This window comes from Paracoccus sp. (in: a-proteobacteria), assembly GCF_030538695.1.
Taxonomy (GTDB): Bacteria; Pseudomonadota; Alphaproteobacteria; order Rhodobacterales; family Rhodobacteraceae; genus Paracoccus.
Genome location: NZ_JAUNTN010000007.1, coordinates 40,580 through 60,139, shown reverse-complemented (window position 1 = coordinate 60,139; position 19,560 = coordinate 40,580). Strand labels below are relative to the sequence as shown.

19 protein-coding genes are annotated in these 19,560 nt (G+C 63.6%); 9 read left to right on the top strand and 10 right to left on the bottom strand.

Annotation, left to right across the window (positions count from 1 at the left end; genetic code table 11):
- Positions 1–49: 49 nt before the first annotated feature.
- From Q4G24_RS05260 to Q4G24_RS05250, 3 genes are all read right to left on the bottom strand, one after another.
- Positions 50–364 (bottom strand): cytochrome c, encoded by a 315-nt coding sequence (locus Q4G24_RS05260; protein ID WP_303365458.1) that lies wholly within the window; start codon positions 362–364, stop codon positions 50–52.
- A complete protein-coding gene (gene cobA, locus Q4G24_RS05255; protein WP_303365457.1) occupies positions 357–1,130 on the bottom strand; it encodes a uroporphyrinogen-III C-methyltransferase in 774 nt (257 codons plus the stop codon). Before cobA ends, Q4G24_RS05260 begins: the two co-directional genes overlap by 8 nt.
- Before the next feature lie 69 nt (positions 1,131–1,199).
- A complete protein-coding gene (locus Q4G24_RS05250) occupies positions 1,200–3,038 on the bottom strand; it encodes a nitrite reductase (protein WP_303365456.1) in 1,839 nt (612 codons plus the stop codon).
- 138 nt (positions 3,039–3,176) lie between these two features.
- Between Q4G24_RS05250 and Q4G24_RS05245 the strand changes: the two genes are divergently transcribed.
- The 9 genes from Q4G24_RS05245 to Q4G24_RS05205 all read left to right on the top strand — a co-directional run bounded on the left by Q4G24_RS05245 (position 3,177) and on the right by Q4G24_RS05205 (position 12,924).
- Positions 3,177–5,267 (top strand): NosR/NirI family protein, encoded by a 2,091-nt coding sequence (locus Q4G24_RS05245; RefSeq protein ID WP_303365455.1) that lies wholly within the window; start codon positions 3,177–3,179, stop codon positions 5,265–5,267.
- Positions 5,264–6,445, top strand: coding sequence for an NnrS family protein (locus Q4G24_RS05240; protein ID WP_303365454.1), 1,182 nt, complete (start codon positions 5,264–5,266; stop codon positions 6,443–6,445). The genes Q4G24_RS05245 and Q4G24_RS05240 overlap by 4 nt, the downstream gene beginning before the upstream one ends.
- Complete coding sequence (locus tag Q4G24_RS05235) at positions 6,442–7,296, top strand: FAD:protein FMN transferase (RefSeq protein WP_303365453.1); 855 nt, start codon at positions 6,442–6,444, stop codon at positions 7,294–7,296. The genes Q4G24_RS05240 and Q4G24_RS05235 overlap by 4 nt, the downstream gene beginning before the upstream one ends.
- 97 nt (positions 7,297–7,393) lie before the next feature.
- Complete coding sequence (locus Q4G24_RS05230) at positions 7,394–7,846, top strand: cytochrome c (protein ID WP_303365452.1); 453 nt, start codon at positions 7,394–7,396, stop codon at positions 7,844–7,846.
- A 15-nt stretch (positions 7,847–7,861) separates the two neighbouring features.
- Positions 7,862–9,250, top strand: coding sequence for a cbb3-type cytochrome c oxidase subunit I (locus Q4G24_RS05225; protein ID WP_303365451.1), 1,389 nt, complete (start codon positions 7,862–7,864; stop codon positions 9,248–9,250).
- 3 nt (positions 9,251–9,253) lie between these two features.
- Entirely contained in the window at positions 9,254–10,060 is an 807-nt protein-coding gene (locus Q4G24_RS05220) for a CbbQ/NirQ/NorQ/GpvN family protein (RefSeq protein ID WP_303365450.1), read from the top strand.
- Positions 10,061–10,177: 117 nt separating this feature from the next.
- The gene (locus Q4G24_RS05215) at positions 10,178–12,118 is read left to right on the top strand and encodes a nitric oxide reductase activation protein NorD (protein WP_303365449.1); all 1,941 of its coding nucleotides are present in this window, start codon (positions 10,178–10,180) and stop codon (positions 12,116–12,118) included.
- Complete coding sequence (locus Q4G24_RS05210) at positions 12,115–12,660, top strand: cytochrome c oxidase subunit 3 (RefSeq protein WP_303365448.1); 546 nt, start codon at positions 12,115–12,117, stop codon at positions 12,658–12,660. Before Q4G24_RS05215 ends, Q4G24_RS05210 begins: the two co-directional genes overlap by 4 nt.
- A 3-nt stretch (positions 12,661–12,663) precedes the next feature.
- Positions 12,664–12,924 carry a cytochrome C oxidase subunit IV family protein gene (locus Q4G24_RS05205; RefSeq protein WP_303365447.1) on the top strand — a complete coding sequence of 87 codons (261 nt, stop codon included), beginning with the start codon at positions 12,664–12,666 and terminating at the stop codon, positions 12,922–12,924.
- A gap of 40 nt (positions 12,925–12,964) precedes the next feature.
- Here Q4G24_RS05205 and Q4G24_RS05200 read toward each other — a convergent pair whose 3' ends face one another.
- The 7 genes from Q4G24_RS05200 to Q4G24_RS05170 all read right to left on the bottom strand — a co-directional run bounded on the left by Q4G24_RS05200 (position 12,965) and on the right by Q4G24_RS05170 (position 19,519).
- Positions 12,965–13,468 carry a hypothetical protein gene (locus Q4G24_RS05200; RefSeq protein WP_303365446.1) on the bottom strand — a complete coding sequence of 168 codons (504 nt, stop codon included), beginning with the start codon at positions 13,466–13,468 and terminating at the stop codon, positions 12,965–12,967.
- Between the two features lie 108 nt (positions 13,469–13,576).
- Positions 13,577–14,629: an Ig-like domain-containing protein gene (locus Q4G24_RS05195; protein ID WP_303365445.1), complete on the bottom strand. Its 1,053-nt coding sequence runs from the start codon at positions 14,627–14,629 to the stop codon at positions 13,577–13,579.
- A gap of 437 nt (positions 14,630–15,066) precedes the next feature.
- Positions 15,067–15,537: a hypothetical protein gene (locus Q4G24_RS05190; protein ID WP_303365444.1), complete on the bottom strand. Its 471-nt coding sequence runs from the start codon at positions 15,535–15,537 to the stop codon at positions 15,067–15,069.
- Positions 15,538–15,548: 11 nt separating this feature from the next.
- Positions 15,549–16,856 carry an ABC transporter permease gene (locus Q4G24_RS05185; RefSeq protein ID WP_303365443.1) on the bottom strand — a complete coding sequence of 436 codons (1,308 nt, stop codon included), beginning with the start codon at positions 16,854–16,856 and terminating at the stop codon, positions 15,549–15,551.
- The gene (locus Q4G24_RS05180) at positions 16,849–17,532 is read right to left on the bottom strand and encodes an ABC transporter ATP-binding protein (RefSeq protein ID WP_303365442.1); all 684 of its coding nucleotides are present in this window, start codon (positions 17,530–17,532) and stop codon (positions 16,849–16,851) included. The genes Q4G24_RS05185 and Q4G24_RS05180 overlap by 8 nt, the downstream gene beginning before the upstream one ends.
- Entirely contained in the window at positions 17,519–17,941 is a 423-nt protein-coding gene (locus Q4G24_RS05175; protein WP_303365441.1) for a hypothetical protein, read from the bottom strand. The genes Q4G24_RS05180 and Q4G24_RS05175 overlap by 14 nt, the downstream gene beginning before the upstream one ends.
- 72 nt (positions 17,942–18,013) lie before the next feature.
- Positions 18,014–19,519 (bottom strand): alkaline phosphatase, encoded by a 1,506-nt coding sequence (locus tag Q4G24_RS05170; protein ID WP_303365440.1) that lies wholly within the window; start codon positions 19,517–19,519, stop codon positions 18,014–18,016.
- Positions 19,520–19,560 lie beyond the last annotated feature (41 nt).

Below are 19,560 nucleotides of genomic sequence, written 5' to 3'. Positions count from 1 at the left end.
CCCAAATATCCCCGCCGGAGGCGGCTTTGGGCAGAACCAAGGCGCGAAATCATGGGTTTGGCTCCTTCAGCAGATAATCCGCGATCCACCGCGCCTCGGATTCCGAAATCAGCGGACGCCATGGCGGCATGGCCGTATCCGGCACACCGTCGAGGATGATAGCGGCCAATCCGTCGGGATCATAGCCCGCAAGCGCCTGCGCGGTGATCGGACGGCCAAGCCCGCCGGTCAGGCGTAACCCGTGGCATGATCCGCAATCCTGCCGAACCATATGTTCCAGCTCGGCGGCGCGGGCGGGGGTAATCTCCTCGGCGGTGGCGGGCAAGGCAAGCGCCAGCAGCAGGACGGCGGCGGCTTTAACCATGCGCCACCAGACGCAGCACCGGCGCCAGTGTTTCAGAGCCTGCCTGCTGATACAGGCCGACCACGCGGCCGATCATAAACAGCACCGGGGCTTCGAACGGGTCGCGGGCCATATCGTCCGCGATCCGCGCAAGGGTTGAAATGCGCCGTTGTTCGCGGGGGGTGGTGGCATGGGCTATCGCCAGAACCGGCGTATCGGTCGGCAGGCCATGGGCGATCAGCCGGGCGGAAATCTCACCCATATTTGCGGCGCCCATATAGACCACCAGCGTGGTGTCCGGGTCCGCAAGCGAGGCCCAGTCCAGATCAAGCTGTTCGTCCCGTGCGCGGTGGCCGGTGACATAGCGCACCCCGGTCGCCAGCCCGCGATGGGTCAGGCCGATGCCGGTGGTGCTGGCGGCCCCTTGCGCGGCAGTAATGCCGGGGACGTATTCATAGGCGACGCCCGCCTGCGCCAGCTCCTCGGCCTCCTCGCTGCCGCGGCCAAAAATCAGCGGGTCGCCACCTTTCAGGCGGGCAACGCTGTGGCCCTGTCGGGCCAGATCGACCAGCAGCGCGTTGATGCGGTCCTGCGGCACGGCATGAAAGCCTGCAACCTTGCCGACGCTGATGCAGCGGGTTCCGGCGGGAATCAGTGCCATGATTTCGGGGCTGACAAGGCGGTCATAGACCACCACATCGGCGCTTTGGATCAGGCGCAGGGCCTTGATGGTCAGCAGGTCAGGGTCGCCCGGACCCGCGCCGATGAGGAAGACTTTGCCGTTCATGTGACTGCCCTTGCGATATGGCTTGGGGAAAGGATGCCGGGGGCAGGTGGCCCGCCCCCGGCGATGATCTTAGTAAACGTCTTTTTGCGTGTTGTAGACGTTGAACTTGCCGGTCGGCGTCACAAGGCGCTCGTCCTTGATGACGTGTTTCAGCTCAAGCGTTTTGTCGTCCACAACCACGATGGCCGATTCCTGATCCTGTGCGTTCCAGACGCTGAACCAGACTTCGGTGCCTTGCTTGTTGAACTCGCCCTGCACCACGCGCGGCTGACCGCCCGAGATTTCAGCCCATTCCGCAATCGGCAGGGTGATAAGTTCGGGCTGTTCCCCGGCCTTCATCTTGGTGGTGTCGAACACCGCCACGCTGCCCGAGATTTCGGCTTCGGGGTTGAAGGTCGCATCGACATAGAGATGCGTCGATTCCGGGTGCGTCTTGACGAACAGCGAGCCGCCGCCAAGTGCCGGGAAGCTCTCGACGATCTTCCACGCCTGATCCGGGTGGCCTTCCGGGTCGGTGCCGATCAGCGCCACCGAATCGTCGCCAAGGTGCGAAGTTGCCCAGACCGGACCGTGATCCGGGTGGGTGAAGTTCGCGCCACGGCCGGGGTGCGGGGTCGCGCCGCCGGTGTCCTCAATGGCTTCCAGCGTGCCTTCCTTGGTGTCGATGACGACCAGTTTGTTGCGCGCGTTAGCCGCCGTGATAAAGTAGCGGTGCGTGCTGTCCAGACCGCCATCATGGAGGAAGCGTTCGGTCTCGATCTCGGTGATCTTCAGGTTCTTCAGGTCGGTATAATCGACCAGCTGAATCTTGCCGGTTTCCTTGATGTTGACGATGAACTCGGGCCGGAAGTGCGAGGACAGGATCGCGGCAACACGCGGTTCCGGGTGATATTCCTGCTCGTCATAGGTCATGCCGCGGGTGGACACGATCTTCAGCGGCTCCAGCGTGGCGCCGTCCATGATGACATATTGCGGCGGCCAGTAGGTGCCGGCGATCGCATATTTGTCTTCCCAGCCTTCGAACTTCGAGGTCTCGACTGAGCGGGCTTCCGAGCCGACCTTGATGGTGGCAACCACATCGGGTTCTTCCATCCACAGGTCGATCATGTCGATCTTGGCGTCGCGGCCAATCACCATCAGATAACGACCCGAGGCCGACATCCGGCTGATGTGAACCGCATAGCCGGTGTTGACGATGCGCTTGATCTCATAGGTGTCGCCGTCGATCAGGGCGATCTGACCGGCATCCCGCAGCGTGACCGAGAAGATGTTGTCCAGATCCCAGTCGTTCAGTTGCTCGGTCGGACGATCTTCCGGCGCAATCCGAACCTGCCAGGTCTCTTTCATCTCCTTCATGCCGAATTCCGGCGGCGAAGCCGGGTCCAGCATCACATATTTGGCCATCAGGTCGACCTGCTCGGCGGTCAGTTCGCCCGAGGTTCCCCAGTTCGGCATCCCGCCCGGCGAACCATAGTTGATGAAGCTTTGCAGGTAATCAAAGCCCAGTTCGCGGGTCAGGTCCGGGGTCAGCGCCTTGCCGGTCGCACCGTTGCGCAGCACGCCATGGCAGCCTGCGCAGCGTTCAAAATAGATTTTGTTCGCTTCGGTGTATTCGGCGTCGGTCAGGGTCGGAACACCGTCCGGCGCACCGGGGGCCGCGACGTCCCCGACCTGTTCGGCCAGATTGTCCATCGTCGGCTGGTATTCGTCCTGAAGGCCGGTTTTCTTGTGATCCTCGATCGATTGTTCGAGCGAGGGGGCGGCGTCCGTATTGGCCGCCTCGGCTGCCGGCGGGGTGGTTTCCGCCGGAGCCGCTTGCTGCGCGAAGCTCGCGCCTGCGCCCAGAGCAAGCGCCAGAGCTGCCGAGGCCAGAAGCATCGGTTTCAGCTTGGGGTTCTGGTTAGTCATGCTGGCTATCTCCGTATGCATGAGGATGGTCCGCAGACAGCCTAGATCACGAAAACCTGATCGTGCCTTGACCTTGGTTAAGGCCAACTTGTCGCAGGTGCATGAAAAGCGGACCAGATATTCGCTGGCCGGGGTTCCATGCGTCCTGTTTTGCGCTCTTTGTTCGTGCTTTCGCTGGTGGTTGTGGCGTTTTCGCTGTTGGCGCCGGGTTTTGTGCTGCGCACATTTGCCGCGCCTTTCGGTGCGGGGGCTGAACCTGTTGCCGCCGCCCGGCCTGACGAATCGCTTGCTGCCGCGTTGTTTTCGTTGCCCGAAGGGGTGCCGGTGCTGCTGACCCGGCAGGATGCGCCGGTGCCGGGCTGGCGGGTGTCCTCGGGTGCTGATTCGCTGGGGATGATCGGTTCGACCTGGGAAATTGCCGGGTCCACGGGCTATTCCGGGCAGCCGTTGGATGCGCTGGTGGCGGTGAACCCGCAGGGGGTGATTGTCGGCACGCGGCTGATGCGCCAGTCGGAACCCGTGCTGACGCTGGGCATATCGGAATCGGACATTGCCGCCTATGTCGGCGGTTTCGTGGGGGTAGATGTGACCATCCGCCACGATTCGGCGCTGGGATCTGATCCGCAACTGCCCGATGTGATTTCCCGTGCCACGGTTTCCACCGGGGTGATCCGCGACGGCATCCTGCGCAGCGCCCGCGTGCTGGCGCAGGCGCAAGGCATTGGCGGCGGGGCGATTGATCGGGTCAGCTATGCGCCCGCCACATGGGATGCGCTGATCCAGATGGGGGCGCTGAATCACGCCCGCATGAGCATGGCCGAGGCGGCAGCGGGTTTTGCCGGTGCGCGTCAGCCGCTGACGCCTTCGGATCAGCCGTTTATCGAGGTTTGGGCCGGGTTGATCGACACGCCGACCGTGGGCCGCAATCTGATCGGTGCGGCGGATTTCACCGCCGCCACCGGGCCGCTGCAACCGGATGAGGCGCTGTTGGCGGTGATCTCGCAAGGGGTCTATTCCCATCGCGGCACCGAATGGCGGCGCAGCGGCAGCTTTGACCGGATCGAGGTCGTGCAGGGGGCCACGCGCCTGCGTCCTGCGGCGGATGATTTCACCTCGGCCACGATCCGCGCCGAAGCTGCGCCGGATCTGCGTGAGGCCAGCCTGTTCCGCATCAACGCCAACCCCGATACCGGCGGCATCGACCCGCGCCAGCCGTTCGAGGTCATCATCACTGCCGCCCGCCCCGGCGCGGATGGCAGCACCCTGTCCCTGCCGGTTGCGCTGCGGGTCAGCCTGCCCGAACAGTTCCAGACCGCGCCGGAACAGGATCAGCCGCTGTGGCTGTCCTTCTGGCATCAGAAAAAGCCCGCCATCGCGATTGTCGCGGTGATGCTGGCGGCGCTGGGGGTGATTCTGTTTGCGCAGGAATGGCTGGTGCGCAGCCCGAAACTGTGGCGGCGGGTGCGTGTGGGCTTTCTGGCGACAACGCTGTTCGTGCTGGGCTGGGGGCTGAACGGGCAGCTTTCGGTGGTGCAGGTGGTGGCGTTTCTGAACAGCCTGCTGGCCGGGTTCCGCTGGGAAACCTTCCTGATCGAGCCGGTGATCTTCATGCTATGGTCCGCCGTGGCGCTGGGCCTTTTGTTCTGGGGCCGGGGCGTGTTTTGTGGCTGGCTGTGTCCTTTTGGTGCTTTGCAGGAACTGACCAACAACCTTGCACAACGGCTTGGTGTGCGTCAGATCGCGGTGCCGCAAGCCCTGCATGAACGGCTGTGGGTCATCAAATACACGCTGTTCGTCGCCATCGTCGCCCTGTCCTTTTACAGTATGGAGCAGGCGTTGGTGCTGGCCGAGGCCGAGCCGTTCAAGACCGCTATTTCCATGCGTTTCCTGCGGGCCTGGCCATTCGTGCTGTTCGTCGTGGCCATCCTGACGGCGGGGCTGTTCATCGAGCGGTTCTATTGCCGTTATATGTGCCCTCTGGGGGCTGGTCTGGCGATTCCGGCCAAGCTGAAGATCTTTGACTGGCTCAAGCGCCGACCGCAATGCGGGCGTGAGTGCCGCCTGTGCGAGACGAAATGCACTGTCGGCGCCATCGACCCCCTGGGTCGGATCAATCCGAATGAATGTGTGCTGTGCCTGCGTTGTCAGGTCATTATGAACGATGCCGCCACCTGCCCGGTGCTGAAACGCCGGGCGCGCGGGGCGGCGCAAACCGAGGTATCCAAATGAACCGCGTCTTTTCCGCAGGCTGGCGGGTGTTTTTCTGGGCGGCGGGTCTTTGGGCCGTCGCTGCGATGGCGGTCTGGCTGTTCTGGCTGGCGACGCAGGCCAGCGGGGGTGATGCGATCCTGAATCTGCCGATGGCCGCGCAGGGCTGGCACGCGCATGAGATGATCTTTGGCTTTGCGGCTGCGGCTCTGGGTGGGTTCTTTCTGACAGCGGTGCCGAACTGGACCGGGGCCAAGGCTGCGCCGGAACGGTTCATCGCACTGGTGGCCGGGCTGTGGCTGGCCGGGCGGCTGGTGATCTGGTTTTCGGCCATCCTGCCCCCCTGGCTGGTGGCTGTGGTCGATCTGGCTTTTCTGCCGGTGCTTGGTGCCAAGATCCTGACGCAGCTTCTGGCCCGGCCCAAACCGCAGAACATGCTGTTCCTGTTGCTGCTGAGCATGGTCTGGGCCGGAAATCTCATGGTGCATCTGGATTGGATGGGGCTGGCCCAGACCGGCTGGCAGGGGACGCGCGGCGGCTTGCTGGCGGTCTGTGCGATGATTGCCGTGCTTGGCGGGCGCGTGACCCCTGCCTTTACCCGCAACGCCATGCTGCGCGAAGGGCGTGAGGATCGCCTGCCGGTCAGCCATGCGCCGCTGGACAGGGCCGGAATCGTTCTGTCGATTGTGACGCCGCTGGCGGTGCTGGCGGCGCTGCCGGATGCATGGGCGGGCGTGCTGGCGCTGGTGACGGGCCTGGTCGCGGCGGCGCGTCTGGCGGGCTGGCGCGGGCTAGCGCTGCCCGGTCAGCCGATCGTCTGGGCGCTGCATCTGGGTTACGGGATGCTGGCCTTGGGGCTGATCTTGTGGGGGCTGGCTGGGCTGGGCATCGGGTCCGAGATCGGCGGGCTGCATGTGCTGGCCATCGGTGCGGTCGGCGGCATGACCCTTGCCGTGATGAGCCGCGCCACCATTGGCCATTCGGGCCGCGAACTGGTCGCGCCCGGCCCGGTGGCGCTGGCCTATGGGCTGATGCCGCTGGCGGTGGTTCTGCGCTGGTGCGCGGCGGAATGGCCGGGGATGATGTATTATACCGGCACGATTGCATCGGGGCTGATCTGGATTGCGGCCTTTGCCCTGTATCTGGTGGCGCTGTGGCCGATCTGGTTTGCCCCCCGCGCCGGTCAGGGGGGCGCATGATGAATCGCCGCCGCTTTCTGACCCTGAGCGCCTGCGCCTTGGCCACGCCTGTTGCGGCCAGCCCGCAGATATGGACCGGCCGCGCCATGGGGGCCGGGGTCTCGCTGCGGCTGGAGGGTGCGACCCCGCGTCAGGCCCGCGCCTTTTTCGCGGCTGCCGTACACGAACTGGCGCATATCGAGCGCGTTTTTTCCCTGCACCGCGATTCGGACCTGACCCGGCTGAATCGGACGGGCCGTCTGGACTGGCCGCCCGATGCGCTGGTGCAGGTGATGGATCTGTCGGACCAGCTTTACCACGCGACTGGCGGAGCTTTCGATCCGACGGTGCAGCCGCTCTATCTGGCCCGCGCCAATGGCCGCGATGAAACCGGGCTGGTGGTTGGCTGGGATCAGGTCCGCCGCGATCAGGGCATCCGCCTGCGTCCCGGCATGGCGCTGACCTTTAACGGGATTGCGCAGGGCTATGCCGCCGACCGGCTGGCGGCACTGGCGGCGCGGCATGACCTGACCGAAGTCCTGTTGGATACCGGCGAAATCCGCGCCCTTGGCCCGCGCGACTGGCAGGCCGGGCTGGCCGATCCGCAGGGCCGCAGTCTGCGCCGCATCACCCTGCGCGACCGGGCGCTGGCGACATCTTCGGCCTATGGGACCCGGATCGGGGCGGGGCTGCCGCATATCCTTGGTCCGGATGGCCGGGCTGCGCTGTGGGATACGGTCAGCGCCAGCGCCCCTTCGGCGGCGCTGGCCGATGGTTTGTCCACCGCGCTTTGCCTGATGACCGCGACCGAGGCTGATGCCGCGCTGGCCACTTTGCCGGATTGCCGGATCGAACTGGCCCTGCCGCTTTGACACAAGTTTTCTGCGCCGTTGACTTTGGTCAATGAGACAGAATCACGCTTGCGCGATTAACCTGTTATCTGAGTCGATATGAAAGGGGACCCGCGTCATGAGTGATATCATGACCAAGAGCATGGCCCGCAACGTGTTTTACGGCGGGTCGCTCTTTTTCATTGCGATTTTTGTCGCCCTGACGGTGCATAGCCACATCTATGCCGTCAATACATCAACCAACAAGGAAACCCTGACCGAAAGCGTTGCGGCCGGGAAACATATCTGGGAACGCCATGCCTGCGTGAACTGCCACACCATTCTGGGTGAGGGCGGTTATTTCGCGCCCGAGGTGGGCAATGTGATGCGCCGCTGGGGCGTGCAGGATGATCCTGTCGCGGCGGCCGATACCCTGAAAAGCTGGATGGACGCGATGCCTACGGGTGTCGAAGGCCGTCGCCAGATGCCGCATTTCAACCTGACCGATCAGGAATACCGCGAGCTGTCTGACTTCCTGCTGTGGGTCGGCACCATCAACACCCAGAACTGGCCCCCCAACGACGCCGGTTAAGGAGAAGAAAACGCCATGAAATACGCATCGCAACGTATCGCCTATGCCTATTTCATCGTCGCCATGGCGCTTTTCGCCGTGCAGGTGACGATGGGGCTTGTGATGGGCTGGATCTATGTCAGCCCGAACTTCCTTTCTGAACTGCTGCCGTTCAACGTCGTTCGTATGCTACATACCAACGCGCTGATCGTCTGGCTGCTGCTGGGGTTCTTTGGTTCGGCCTATTATCTGGTTCCCGAAGAAGCCGAGCGTGAGATCCATTCCGAAACGCTGGCATGGCTGCAACTGGCCATTCTGGTGATTGGCACCGCAGGCGCGGTCCTGACCTATGCGTTCAACCTGTTCCAGGGTAACTGGCTGCTGGGGCTGGAAGGGCGCGAGTTTCTGGAACAGCCGAAATGGGTCAAGGTCGGGATCGTCGTCGCCGCGCTGATCTTCCTTTACAACGTCACCCTGACGGTGCTGAAGGGCCGCAAGACCTCGATCAGCAACATCCTGCTGATCGGTTTGTGGGGGCTGGCGCTGCTGTTCCTGTTCGCCTTCTACAACCCGTCGAACCTTGTGCTGGACAAGCAATATTGGTGGTGGGTCGTTCACCTTTGGGTGGAAGGCGTGTGGGAGCTTATCATGGCGGCCATCCTTGGCTTCCTGATGCTGAAGCTGACCGGCGTTGACCGCGAAGTCGTGGAAAAATGGCTGTATGTCATCGTCGCCACGGCGCTGTTCTCGGGCATCCTTGGCACCGGCCACCACTACTATTGGATCGGTCTGCCTGCCTATTGGCAGTGGATCGGCTCGATCTTCTCGTCCTTCGAGGTGGTGCCGTTCTTTGCCATGATGGCCTTTGCCTTCGTGATGGTCTGGAAGGGCCGCCGCGATCACCCGAACAAGGCCGCGCTGCTGTGGTCGCTGGGTTGCTCGGTTCTGGCCTTCTTTGGTGCCGGTATCTGGGGCTTCCTGCACACGCTGCACGGGGTCAATTATTACAGCCATGGCACGCAGATCACCGCTGCCCACGGCCACCTGGCCTTCTATGGCGCCTATGTCTGCCTGGTGCTGGCGATCGTCAGCTATGCCATGCCGATTATGAAGAACCGTGATCCCTACAATCAGGTTCTGAACATGGCGTCGTTCTGGCTGATGTCGGGCGGGATGCTGTTTATGACCTTTACCCTGACCTTTGCAGGCACCGTTCAGACGCACCTGCAACGGGTCGAGGGCATGGGCTACATGGATGTGCAGGACGGGCTGGCGCTGTTCTACTGGATGCGCTTCGGTTCGGGCGTTGCGGTGGTGCTGGGTGCGCTGCTGTTCATCTGGGCGGTGCTGGTGCCGGGCCGCGAGGTCGTGCAGCCCGGTCCTGTCCAGCGGTCGAAAGACGGCCAATATGAGCCGGCGGAGTAAGCCATGACCATGCAAGACAACATGCAGGGGGGGGCTACGGCCCCCTTCTATCTTCCGCAAACCGATGAAGTTGCGGTGTTCGAGGCGGCCGCTGCGCTGGACCTGCCGGTGCTGCTGAAAGGCCCGACCGGCGTTGGCAAGACCCGCTTTGTCGCCCATATGGCGGCGCGTCTGGGCCGCCCGCTCTATACCGTCGCCTGCCATGACGACCTGTCGGCGGCGGATCTGATCGGGCGCTATCTGCTGAAAGGCGGGGAAACCGTCTGGGTCGATGGCCCGCTGACCCGCGCGGTGCGCGAAGGCGCGATCTGTTATCTGGACGAGGTGGTCGAGGCCCGCAAGGATGTCACCGTGGTTCTGCACCCGCTGACCGATGACCGTCGCATCCTGCCCATCGACCGCACCGGCGAGGAGCTGGAGGCCGCGCCCGGCTTCATGCTGGTGGCGTCTTACAACCCCGGCTATCAGAATATCCTGAAAACGCTGAAACCCTCGACCCGGCAGCGGTTCGTGGCGATGGATTTCGACTTTCCCGCACCCGCGCTGGAAACGCAGGTGGTGGTGGCGGAATCCGGGCTGGACGAATCCCGTGCCGCCCTGCTGGTGCGACTGGCGGGCAAGCTGCGCGGGTTGAAAGGTCAGGATCTGGAAGAAGGTGTGTCCACCCGTCTGGTGGTCTATGCCGCCAGTCTGGTCGCCAAAGGCATGGGCATGAACCGCGCCATTGAGGCGGCCATGATCGAACCGCTGACCGATGATGAAGATGTCAAGCGCGGCTTGATGGATCTGGTCGTTGCGGTGATTGGCTGATGTCGCAGCGGGGGCTGTCTGCCCCCGTGGGCCTGCCGGCCCCTTCTACGCTGAAAATGGTCCACTGGACCATTTTCCGGGCGCTCCGAAGCCCCCGAGGATATTTAAGGACAAAAGATGAAACCCGAGTGGCGTGAGATCGAGCCGTGGGAGCCGGAAGAATCCGTCGGCAAGCTGTGGCACGCCTATGCGACGACCTTGGGCGCACCGGCGCGGTTTCCCGAAGCTGCCGTGCCGCTGGAGCAGGTGGCGGGGCGGCTTTCCGTTCTGTTCCGGGGCCTTGGTGGCGATGAATCGGTGGTGATGCGCCCGGCGCTGGATCAGACCGGGCGGCACCGCATCAGTTGGCTGCGCCGTCTTGGAACCGATGCCGAGGCGTTGCCGCAGGCCACATTTGATGGCGAGGCAGTGCGCCTGCCTGCGGTGCTGGATATGTTCCCCACGCATGAGGCGAACGGGGCGCTGTATATCTGGCTGGCGGCATCGGCGGCCCATGCGGTGCGGCCTGCGGGTGATGACGACGCGCTGCGGGCTGACCTGCGGGCGCTGGTTGCGGCGCGGCAGACGGTGGCCGCAACGCTGGAATCCGCGCCCGGCCTGCGCGGGCTTTATCGTGATCTGTCGGCGGTGGTGCTGTCCCTGCGGCCCACGCCCGCGCTGCCCCCGGATGAGGCGGCGCTGGAATCCGTGATCCGGCATTTGTTGGGCGATGAGGCGGCGCTGTCACCTCGGGCGCAGGAATTGCTGGCGGCGCTGGATGATCCGGCGGCGCAGGTGGCCCCGCGCGGCTATCGCCCGATGCGGCCCGTGGTGTTGTGGCCGCAGATGGTGGCACCGGAAACATCCGCCGCCTCGACGGTCGAAACCCGCGAAACCGAAGGCGCGCCCGAGGAAAGCAACCAGAACGAACGCACCGTCCGCGCCCGCCGCCGGGCCTCGGATCAGGCCGAGCGTAAAGACAGCCTGATCCTTTACCGGCTGGAGGCGATCCTGTCCTGGGCCGAGTTCCTGAACCTGAACCGGCGGATTGAGGATGATGATGACGACAGCGCCAAAAAGGCGGCGGATGATACCGAGGAAATCGGCCTTGGCCAGATCAGCAAGGCCCCGGCCACGCGGCTGAAACTGCATCTGGACCTTGCGCCCGAGGATGCCGACCTTGAGGCCGTGGCGGGGATTGTGACCTATCCCGAATGGGATGCGCGGCGTGGGCGGTATCTGCCCGATCACGTCCGGGTGCTGGTGAATGAGGCTGAGGGGGGCGAGGATACCGGCGTGCTGGACGACCCTGCCGCGCAGCGCCGCATCCGTGCGGTGCGCCGCCAGTTCGAGGCCCTGCGCCCCGGTCGTGTTATCACCACCGGCCACCGCGATGGCGACGATCTGGATGTGGAACTGGCGGTGCGCTCGGCGGTCGAGCTGCGGGCCTCGGGGCAGGGCAGCGACCGGATCTGGCGGCAGACCCGGCCGGTGGCGCGGGATCTGGCGGTGTCGATCCTGCTGGACGTGTCGCGCTCGACCGAAAGTGCGGTGACGGGCCGTGCGGTGATCGACATTGAGCGCGAGGCACTGGCCGCGCTGGCATGGGGGCTGGACGCTTGCGGGGATACGTTTGCGGTCAACGCCTTTTCCTCGCTGAAACGCGACCGGGTGTTCCTGACCGAATGTAAACGCTTTGACGAACCGATGAGTCGCGCGGTTGAAACCCGCATCGCGGCGCTGCGGCCCCGGTTTTATACCCGGTTGGGCGCGGGTATCCGCCACGCCAGCGCGGGCTTGTCCGAACAGGCGCGCAAGCGACGGTTGCTGCTGGTTATCACCGACGGCAAGCCGAATGATCTGGACCATTACGAAGGCCGCCACGGTATTGAGGACAGCGCCATGGCCGTGCGCGAAGCCCGCCGCGCCGGTCATTCGGTATTCGGGATCACCGTGGACAAGGACGCAAAAAGCTGGTTCCCCCGGATTTTCGGGCAGGGTGGCTTTGCGCTGATCCCGCACCCCGACAAGCTGACCGAGGCGCTGCCGATGATTTACCGCGAATTGGTGGGGGCATGACCGAGCGCCGCAGCCTTCTGGACGAACTGCCGGGGGAGCTGATCCTCTGGGTGCTGATTATCAGCGAATTGGCGGTGTTCGGTGCGGGACTGCTGGTGTTTCTGTCGCTGCGGCTGATGGACCCGGCAGGCTTTGCCGAGGCGCAGGATCATCTGCACCGCGCATCTGCGGCGATCAATACGGTGGTGCTGGTCACATCAGGCTGGTGTGCAGCGCGGGCGCTGGCGGTGGTGGATCAGGCCCGCGCCTGCCGGGTCTGGCTGGCGGGTGCAATGGGGCTGGGGGCGCTGTTTCTGGTGCTGAAAGGCGTGGAATATGCGGATGCTTTCCGGCAGGGAATCGGGCTGGAAAGCGGCACGTTCTACACGTTTTATTTCCTGCTGACCGGATTTCATGCCGCGCATGTTCTGGCCGGGATCGCTATTCTGGCGCTGGTCGCTATCCGCCCTACCCGCAGCGGGGTCGAGGCCGGCAGCCAGTTCTGGCATATGGTCGATCTGGTCTGGGTGCTGCTGTTCCCGGTCATTTATCTGCTGAGGTAGCGCATGGACCGGCTGAACCGCGCATATCTGTGGCTGCTGGTGCTCTGTGCCGGTTCAACGCTGGTGGCACTGGTGTTGCCGCATATATCCGGGTTGGCGCTCAAGGGCGCGGGGTTGGTGATCCTGCTGCTGGCCGGGCTGAAGGCCGTGGCGATCCTGTGCGATTACCTGCATCTGCGCGATGCGCCGCGCTGGCGGCGGGGGTTCGGGCTGGCGATCTGGGGGTTTCTGGTCGTGGTCGCCGGACTGTATCTGGCGGCATAGGACCGGCACCGCAGCAACCGGGCTGCGATGCCGCCGGGTGTCACAACGGGCCGCCGTCAAAGCTGTTCAGCTCGACCCGGTCCGGGCCTTCGCCAAAAGCGCAGATGCCGGGCGCACCGCCGGTCAGCGCGACCTCGGGCGGGTCGGTGTAATCCAGCAGCAATGCGCCATTCAGCCAGGCTTGCAGGTGGCAGCCTTCGGCTGTGGTTCTGGCGCTGAACCGCAAAAGGTGCATTTCACCTGCGGCATAGCGGCTGTTCAGTGCCGGGTCGGCGTTGCGCACCAGTTGCACGGCCATCTTGACAAGTTGACCGTTGCGGTTGGTGACATGAACCAGATGGCGCTGCCAGATCAGCGGCTTGCCGTTCAGCTTGACCCGCTTTTCCTCGACCATCTCGGATTGCAGCGGCAGCAGGCTGGCTTTCAGCGCGTCCAGCCAGTCCTGTTTGGGCAGCGGCGTGACCTCGCCAGTGACGGCGCGGGTGCGCGGCATCGGGAAATGGGGACTATCCAGCGGCGGAAAATCGAAAAGGGTGTCGGTCATGTCTTCCTGCTTTCCGCGGGGGTAATTGTCCCGGCCCGAGGATATGCAGGTGAACGCCTGACGCGTCAAGTTTGGGGCGGCCCGCTGGTTCAGGCCGCCCCGACCGTCTTAGCAGAAGATCAGCGAGTCATATTCAACCGCGATCAGGAACGGCTGCATATGGCCTTGATTGATGGCATCGGTGTCGCCGGCCACGATCAGACCGACCAGATCCCCTGCGCCGGCCTCGAACCCTTCGCCATTGGCCAGTGCCAGATCCATGATCTCACGCGCGTTCGCGGCGGTGCCGCCGCCATTGGCCACGAACACGCGGTCATTGGTGATGCCCCAGATGGCGCCCTGAACCTCGGCGTCGGTATAGGTCTGGCCGGTGCCGTCGCCGTTGTCGATGGTGGTGAAATCCTGATTCAGAATCCAGTTCAGAACGTCCAGATTGGCCATGATGTCATCCGCCATCACACCTGCCGGGATGTGGTCCGGGTCGGCAAGATAAATATGCCCGGTCAGTGCGGTGTCGGTGATATAGGATTGAGACGTGTCGATGCAGTAAGCCGCCTCGACCACCAGCCCGTCAAAACGCGCATCCGCGCTGGTCAGCATCATGGTAAAGGCCGCATCCGAGGTGCCGGCGGGCATGTTCTCGTCAACGATGGTAAAGCCGATGGTTTCCGGCAGCGAGGACGGAATGTCGGTGTGGCCCGTCGAGGTGCTGTTGACCGTCACATCGACGGTCGCAAGGTTCGAGGTCTTGCCATAGCAATCCACGATTTTATAGCTGAACGAATCAATGGTGCTTTCGTTGCAGGCCAGATCAAAGGCCGAATTGGTGTTATAGGTCAGCGACCCGTTCTTGTTCAGCGTCACCGTTGCGCCGCTGTCCAGCGTGACCGTCTGGCCGACGCGGCACAGGACGTTATTGCCGACGATGATGCCCGACACGCCCGTTTTCAGGCTGTCATTGGCAAGGATGTTCAGCGTGACGCTGGAATCATCATTCACCGATCCGGTGTCATTCGATGCGCGGTTTCCGGTGTAGCAATATTTACTGGTGTAAGTGCTGCTGTATTTCGTGCCGCTATACCACGAGCTTCCATAGGAACCGCCGTAAGAGCCGCCATAATAAGAGCCGCCATACCATCCGCTGCCATAATAATACGTCATCACGCCCTCGTCGTTGAAATCGGCTGAAATTTTGGGTGGGTCATTCCTCCCTGAACGCAGCATAAATGCTTTGGAATCAATTGTTAACCTTAATTGTCCCTTATGACTGCATTTCCGCGGGGTATTTCTGATCTGGCGGGTTTGTTTTTCAACCCAAAATTGATTTACGCGACGCGTTCGTGCAATCTGCTTTCCACAAGCCCAAAGCAAACAATTCCGTATTAAAATGCACGTTTAAGAAATGTTGCCAATCACTACTTTGGGTTGAAAAATGGAACTGACCTTCACGGATGAAAGAATCGCTCATCGTTTTGGATCGTGTCAGCAAGGGGCGGCATTACCAAGGGTGACGCGCTCTGACCGGGGGCATTTGTGGGAACGTCAGGGCTGATGCCGGTTCTGCGCATGGTCCGGCCCGAGCCATGCACGAAGAATGCTCAGTGGCTATGTCCGGCGTGGCTATGGGTCGTCGCGCTGGCGTCCATCACCTCGGCATGGGCGGTGATGGGGGTGTTGTCGATGCTGATGTCCAGTGTGAGTTCCTGCCCCTTGGCCAGCCCCTCCGGCAAACGTGGCAGGCGCAGGGCGACCTCATTCGGGACCAATGTGATCTTGGTGCCGGGGGCGACCGGCAGGGCGGGCAGCGGGGTCCAGTTGCCGCCCGCCGCGCCATAGGTAAAGCCCACGATCTCCAGCGGTTGACCGGATAGGCTGCCGCCGTTCAGCACGGCCTCATGCCCGGTGCGGTTCTCGATTTCCAGATAGATCAGTGCCTCGGCCCCGGCGGGACGGGCGTTGGTCCAGACGTGGACAATGCGGATGCCGTCGCGCTGTGCAACATGGTGATCGTCGGCGGCCCGGGCCACCAGCGGCAGCAAGGCAAGGGTCAAAGCGGGCAGCAGGCGCATGGGAAACCTCGTCAGTTGCGCAGGTCAGACAGCAGCGGGCGGCGGGTGGCGGCCCATGCCGGGATCAGGGCAATCAGCAGGGTCAGGCTGACGAAACCGGCGACCAGATGCAGCTCCGGCCAGCTCAGGCCCGCTTGCACCAGCACATCTGTGCGGGCGGTGACGATGCCGGAAATCACCCGCGCCATCACCACGCCGAAACCCAGCCCCAGCGCCGCGCCGGTCACGATCAGCGCGGCGGAATAGGACCAGACCACCGCAAAGACAAAGCGCAAAGGTGCGCCGATTGCCCGCAACAGTGCAAGGCTGCGCGCGATCAGCCGCACAAGGATCATCAGCCCGATCAGCACCGACAGCGTGACCAGCACCTGCGTCAGCACCGACATCAGCGACATGGCGCTGCGGACCTCGCCCATCAGGCCGTGAAGCTGCGCCAGCACGGTGCCGGGGAAAAACCCCATCATATCGTCACGGGTAAAGCGGGATTTCAGCGCGTAATTGCCCCAAAGTTCCTGCGCCCGGACCAGCACGGCGGGGGTGCCGGGCATATATTCCGCGACGAAGGGCGGGCCGATGCGGCTGTCGCCCGCTGCATGGCCGTTGGGCAGGCCATGCACCGACCAGACGCCTTCGACCGGCACCAGAATCGCGCGGTCCCACGGGCTGCCGGTCGGGGCCATGCGCCCGGTGATGGTGTAATGCGCACCGGCATGGGCGTCATCCTCGGTTGCCGGGCCGTGGCCGTGGGCGGGGGTGATCTCCTCGCCGAGAGCCACCGGGGCGAAGGCACCGGCGACGGCCTCAGATTCCGTCTGAAAGATACGCCCATCGGCCAGATCCCCGGCCAGATGGGTGACGAAATCCGCCGTCGTGCCAACCACGGGTGCGCCCTGATAGCTGTCGCCAAAGGCGATCGGGGCGGCCAGTGCGACACCTTCGGTCTTGGCGATCTCATCATATTGCGCGCCAGAAATCAGCGCCATATCCGAGGGTTGCAGGTAAACAGCGGCCAGCATGGCGGTGACTTCGCTGCCGGGGGCGGCCACGATCAGGTCGAACTTTTCCGCAGCCCGCGCCGAGCCTTGGCGTAACCCGCGTTCCTGCGCCAGCAGCGCCACGCCGACACCGACGGAAATGGCGATCAGCGCCACGAACAGCACATTCACCCAGGCAAAGCGGCGCAGCATTGCCCCTGCCAGCGGCCATGCCCGCAGCCCGCGCAGCACCAGCAACCCGGCGATCAGCCCCGGCGCAATCAGCGTCAACAGCAGCAGAATATCCTGCGTCAGCGCGGGCAGGTTCAGCCAAAACTCACGCATGATCGTCCCCCGCAATCTGCCCATCCACCAGCGTGATGCGCCGGTCCAGCCGTCCGGCCAGTGCCGGATCATGGGTCACGACGACCAGCGTGCGGCCATGATCGGCGGTCAGCGCGACAAGCTGATCGGTCAGCGCATCGGCATTGGCGCGGTCCAGCGCGGCGGTTGGCTCATCGGCCAGAATCACCGGCGCATCGCCTGACAGGGCGCGGGCCACGGCGATACGCTGACGCTCGCCGCCGGAAAAGCTGTCCACGGCACGGCTGCCCGCGTGATCCAGCCCCAGACGGGCCAGCCAATCCGCTGCCCGCTGCCGGATTCCGGCGCGTGCGGGCGCGGGGCTGAAGGCCGCCGCCAGCGCAGCATTGCCCAGCGCCGAAAGCTCCTCGAACAAATGACTGTCCTGAAAGATCATACCAAGGGTTTCGCGGCGAAACCGGGCGCGGGCGTCCTCGGACAGCGCGGCAATGTCCTGCCCACCCCATATCACCTGACCCGAGGCCGGGCGCACCAGCCCTGATAGCGCGTGCAGAAAGGTCGATTTCCCCGCGCCAGAGGGACCAGACAGCGCAAGGCTCTGCCCGGCGGGGATGGTCAGCGCCGGCACATCCAGCAGCAGGCGGCCATCAGATGCGTTGACGCGCAGCGCCTCGATCCGCAGTTCAGGCGCGCTCATAGGTCGCGTCCACCAGCCGGACCTTGGAATAAAAACCCAGTTCCGGGTCCACATAATCGCCAAGCTCCAGCACGCCGGACACATGGATCGGCACGTTAAAGGCAATCACATTGACGGTGCGCTTGGCATAGACGGCCAGAATATCATCGGGCCAGGGCATCCCCGGTTCGCAAAAAGGGCAAACCGCCATCGGGCGGTTGGTCAGCACGAAAAACACCGAATCCGCCTTTAGCGGCGGTGCCATATAGCCCATGATCATGGTGCGCTTGCCTTTGGATTCATTTGCGAAATCCGAAAAGCTCAGATCCTTGTTATACAGGTCACGCAGCCGGGCAGGAGTATCTGCGGCCAGCAGGCGCGGGGCCATCAGGGTCAGCGGCAGGGCGGCAAGCAGGTTCCGGCGGTTCATGGCTCTGGTCCTTTCGGTCAATGGCACAGGCCCCGGACGGTTCCGGGGCCTGCGTGTTTTGGCAAGCGGTGATTATTCCGCGTTTACGGCATAGTTCATAACGTGGAAGATCACGTTCTGCTCGACCACGCCGCCGAACAGATGCGCCCAGGGGCCGTAGGCAAAGATGCCGACATCGGTGCCTGCATGGGTTTCCGAGGTCATCGGGATCAGCGCCTGTTGCAGATAGTCAACGTCGGTCGCCTGTTCCTCGGTCACGACCGGACGGCCTTCCGGGGCGGCGAACACATCGCTGCCTTCCTGCTGAACCAGAACCGAGCCAGCACCGTTCAGGAAGCCGGCAACGGTGTAGGGCTTGCCGTCAGCAGCCAGATTCGGCTTGCCGGTGTGTTCGACGCCTTGTTCGTTTTCTTCCATGCATAGGCCCAGAATGTTGGAGCCGCGGCCGCAATAGCCGTTGAAGGCGATGGCGTGCTCATGGTCGGCGGTGACGATGATCAGCGTTTCCTGCGGATCGGTCATTTCCAGCGCTTTGGCGATGGCGTCAGCGAATGCCTTGCCGTCCGACACAGTGCGGTGCAGGTTGCCGTCGTGGTTGGCGTGGTCAACGCGGCCACCCTCGACCGACAGGTAGAAGCCGTTTTCGTTGTTCGACAGCGCCTTGATCGCGGCTTCGGTCATTTCGGCCAGCGACGGCTCGCCGGTGCGGTCGATGTCGTATTTCATATGGCTGGATTCGAACAGGCCCAGGATCGGCGCGTTGTTCCCGGTCAGGTTCAGCGCGGCAAAGTCTTCGTCGCCATAGACGACCTGCGCGCCGGCAGCCTGCATTTCCTCGACCAGATTGCGGCCGTCGGTGCGCTGGCCGTTCTTGCCTTCGACATCGGTGACATCGGTCGGCAGGAAGTGACGGCGACCACCGCCCAGCGCCAGATCAATCACGCCAGCCTGCATCTGGTCAATCAACTGTGCGGCGATGTCTTTCTGGTCGCAGCCTTCCGGCAGCAGCGAGTTGTCCTCGAAATCGCGGTTCACGGTGCGGGCATAAACCGCCGCCGGGGTGGCGTGGGTGATGCGGGCGGTGGACACGACACCGACCGACTTGCCCATTTCCGACACGATTTCCGAGAACATCTTGGTTCCGGCGGTGGCACCGGCGGCGCAGTCGCCAACCGAGACATGATCCAGAATGTTGATCATGCCGTTCTTGCCCTTGACGCCCGAGTTCATCGCGCCCGCAGTCGGAGCCGAGTCTGCGGTCTGGCCGTTGGACGTATAGGTCTTGGACAGGGCGACGTTCGGGAACCGCTCGTGCGGCTGAACGTAATCGTCGCCAAGGCCGCCCTCAAGCTGGCCCGTATACAGGCGGATGGCATAGTTGGTGCCGATACCGTTGCCGTCAGCGGTGAACAGGATCACGTTCTTGGCTTTGCCGGTGATCGGCTGCACGGCCAGACGTTCTTCGATGGTCTTTTGTGCGTTCTTGAACCAGTCGGTGTCAGCCTGCGGCAGATCCTGCGCCATGGCGGCGGTGGACAGGCCCAGCATAGCGGCGGTGGACAGAAGGAATCGGGTCATGGGAGTCGCTCCGTTGAAACTTCGGGGCGAGGGGTAGCGGC